Origin of the sequence: Kocuria sp., from assembly GCF_030536815.1 — a bacterium.
Taxonomy (GTDB): Bacteria; Actinomycetota; Actinomycetes; order Actinomycetales; family Micrococcaceae; genus Kocuria; species Kocuria gwangalliensis.
In genome coordinates, this window is record NZ_JAUNPE010000213.1 from 1 (window position 1) to 3,191 (window position 3,191).

The following is a 3,191-nucleotide window of genomic DNA, read 5'->3' on the forward strand; positions in this document are numbered from 1 at the left end:
TCGAACCAGTGACCTCTTCCGTGTCAGGGAAGCGCGCTACCGCTGCGCCAATCGCGCTCAAACGTTCTCGCCGAGCGAGGGTGGTCGGAGCCGAGGTGGAGACGGGATTCGAACCCGCGTAGACGGCTTTGCAGGCCGCTGCCTAACCACTCGGCCACCCCACCGGGACCAGATCCTTGAAGGACAGGGTCTCAGGTCTCGACATGGCTGTCGATTACTGCGAGCGGACGACGGGAGTCGAACCCGCGACCCTCACCATGGCAAGGTGATGCTCTACCAGCTGAGCTACGTCCGCATTGTTGGTTGAAAGACTTTCCGTGAAACCGGTTTGCCGTTCTTCCGAGCGGAAACTCTATCACAGTCCGTCAGCGCCTGTCCGGGGAAGTTTTCAACCGGTGGGGGTTGAGTGCTTCGCCTTTCCGGGCTGTGCCAACGAGCTAGAACATTACCCACACAATTTCGATCGGGCAAATCGACGGCGCCCCCAAGGGCCCGTCCGGTTGCCCAAGGGGATGAGTCGGGGGTGAGCCGTCATCAATTGGCATGTGACCCAAAAGTGTTCTATGGTTTTCAACGTTGCAAGCGCGATTGGCGCAGCGGTAGCGCGCTTCGTTCACACCGAAGAGGTCACTGGTTCGATCCCAGTATCGCGCACAATGAAGGCCCCGATTCCACCAGGAATCGGGGCCTTGTGCATTCCCGGGTACGTCCGGTGTCCCTGTCGGTGGCGGGTCGTAGGGTGGCCCCATGACGCAACCACGCTTGGCCCAACAAACTGCTTACGGACGCATGTATGCGCGTGCGGAGGGGCAGGATCCGCAGGTTCCGTCCATCACCACGGTCATCGGGTGCGAGGCCAATGATCTGGGCGGTTGGTATGGCTACAGCGCCGCACAGGCCTTGGCCGCGGACCCGCAACTTCCCGATGCAATGCGCGACCCACGACGCCGCCGCGCCCTGGTCAATCACGCGGCCAAGGCGGCCGAACGCCACAGGGACCGGGCCGCCGAGCGTGGGGACCGGGTCCACGACTACTGCGAGCAGCTGGCCTTGCGAGCCATGGGACAGGACCACCGCGTGGATCAGGCACGGGAAACGTTGGCCGAGCATCAGGAATCCCGGTTCGCGGACAGTGCCGACCAGTGGTGGGAGCTGTACCGCCCCGAGCCGCTGGCCGCGGAGATCACCGTGTGGAATTCCACCGTCGGTTACGCCGGCACGCTCGACCTGGTGGCGCGCATCGGCGGCAAGGTGTGCCTGATCGACTACAAGACCCGCGGTACGGATCGCAGCGGGCGGGTCAAGGCCCCGGACGCCAAGGTGGTCACACAACTTGTAGCCGGTTTGAAGGCGGAAGAATCCCTCGTGGATGCCGCAGCCGGTGAATGGCAGCCCTGGGAGTTCGCGAATGCGGAGGTTCTCATGGCCGTGGCCATTGGTGACACGGAGGCGCTGTCGGTCCAGGCCGTCCCGGACCAGTTGCCGGCCCACTGGTTCAAGTTCTGCGCCCTGGCCAAGGTGTGGGCCCGTTCGGCGGAAATCGAGGCGGCCGGCCAACAGCTGCGGGCCATCGTCCCGCCGCCGCTGGAGCACAACCCGGTGGGTCGGGGAGCCATGGCCGCCGCCGTAGACTTGAAGGAATCCCAGATTCAGGCGACCGAGGAGAGTAATTCGCAGTGACAATCCTGCGCATCCGAACCCAGGGGGACCCCGTCCTCAGGACACCGGCACTCACTGTCACGGACTTCGACGACTCACTCCGAACGTTGATCGACGACATGGTCGAGACCATGCACGCCGTCAAGGGTGTCGGACTGGCCGCACCGCAGGTGGGGGTCGGGCTCCAAATCTTCACGTGGGACATCGGCGAGGATTCCGGTCACGTGATCAATCCCGTCCTGGAAGTGGGCGACGAACCTCAGGAGGGCGGCGAGGGGTGCCTCTCGGTCCCGGGGCCCGGGTATCACACGCCACGGCGCAACGACGCGATCATCACGGGTGTGGACATGAACGGGGAGCCGGTGCGCCGCGAAGGCACGGGCCTGCTCGCGCGCTGCTTCCAACACGAAACTGACCATTTGCGCGGCATGCTGTTCGTCGACCGACTCGAGGGGGAGGTGCGTACAGAGGCGATGCGCGCCATGCGTGCACCCGAGTACCAGGACCTTGTGGACAGCGTGGCCCGGGAACGTGAAGCCCAGCGCCTGGGGGTCTCTGAGGGTTCCTCTTTCACCGGGTCGTCCTTCACGGGATCGGCTTTCACTCGGGGAAAGGACTCCTGAACGTGAGCCAGCCACTCAAAGTGCTCTACGCCGGCACCCCGGCAACCGCCGTCATCCCGCTCGACGCGCTTCTCGAACGTAACGACCTGGACGTTGTCGCCGTGTTGACCCGCGAGGACGCACCCGTGGGGCGGAAAAAGATTCTGACCCCGTCCCCGGTGGCGCAGCGTGCCGAGCAACACGGTATTCCCACGCTCAAGGCCAATCGCGCCACGGCCGACCTGGTCGAGCAGCTGCGCGCCACCGGCGCCGACCTCGCCGCCGTGGTCGCCTACGGTGCCCTGCTGCCGCGCCCCGTGCTGAACGTTTTCGAGCACGGGTGGATCAACCTGCATTTCTCGTTGTTGCCGCAGTGGCGCGGGGCCGCTCCGGTGCAGCGGGCGCTCATGGCCGGTGACACGATGATGGGCGCCACCACGTTCGTCCTGGACGAGGGAATGGACACGGGGGACATCGTGGGAACCCTCACCGATCCCGTGCGCCCGACCGACACCGCCGGATCCGTCCTGGAACGGTTGTCCCACAGCGGTGCGTCGTTACTGGCGGATTCGCTCGTGGCCGTGGCCACGGGCCGAGCCAAACCCGTGCCCCAGGCAGGGGAGGCCAGCAAGGCCGCCAAACTCACCGGACCCCAAGCCCGCATCGAGTGGAACCATCCTGCCGTGGCGATTTCCCACCATGTGCGCGGGGTGACCCCGGAACCGGGCGCGTGGACGGACTATCACGGGCAGCGGATGAAAATCGACCGCGTGATCCCGACCCCCGAGGTCACGGGTCTGGCCCCCGGTCACGTGCACGTGAGGGACGGCGCGGTCTACGCGGGCACCGGTTCCTACGCGGTGGAACTGACCCGCGTGCAGCCCTCCGGCAAGAAACCCATGGCCGCCCTCGACTGGGCGCGCGGTCAGC

The 3,191-nt window shown here is 65.7% G+C and carries 3 protein-coding genes and 3 tRNA genes; 4 read left to right on the forward strand and 2 right to left on the reverse strand.

Going from position 1 to position 3,191, the window contains the following annotated elements:
• Positions 1 to 93: 93 nt before the first annotated feature.
• Both Q4E95_RS12240 and Q4E95_RS12245 read right to left on the reverse strand, forming a co-directional pair.
• Positions 94 to 164, reverse strand: a tRNA-Cys gene (locus tag Q4E95_RS12240).
• Positions 165 to 222: 58 nt separating this feature from the next.
• Positions 223 to 295: transfer RNA gene (locus Q4E95_RS12245), tRNA-Gly, on the reverse strand.
• A 287-nt stretch (positions 296 to 582) separates the two neighbouring features.
• Here Q4E95_RS12245 and Q4E95_RS12250 point away from each other — a divergent pair.
• The 4 genes from Q4E95_RS12250 to fmt all read left to right on the forward strand — a co-directional run.
• Positions 583 to 654: transfer RNA gene (locus Q4E95_RS12250), tRNA-Val, on the forward strand.
• A 93-nt stretch (positions 655 to 747) separates the two neighbouring features.
• Positions 748 to 1,680 (forward strand): cytochrome, encoded by a 933-nt coding sequence (locus tag Q4E95_RS12255; RefSeq protein ID WP_303383569.1) that lies wholly within the window; start codon positions 748 to 750, stop codon positions 1,678 to 1,680.
• Complete coding sequence (gene def / locus Q4E95_RS12260) at positions 1,677 to 2,282, forward strand: peptide deformylase (protein ID WP_303383570.1); 606 nt, start codon at positions 1,677 to 1,679, stop codon at positions 2,280 to 2,282. Before Q4E95_RS12255 ends, def begins: the two co-directional genes overlap by 4 nt.
• A 2-nt stretch (positions 2,283 to 2,284) precedes the next feature.
• Positions 2,285 to 3,191 (forward strand): methionyl-tRNA formyltransferase (gene fmt, locus Q4E95_RS12265; protein ID WP_303383571.1); only part of this gene is annotated, 907 nt, incomplete at its 3' end.

What these genes read in the sequence shown, in the direction of transcription:
- Q4E95_RS12255 (WP_303383569.1), top strand. Translation starts at nt 748, where the DNA reads ATGACGCAACCACGCTTGGCCCAACAAACTGCTTACGGACGCATGTAT.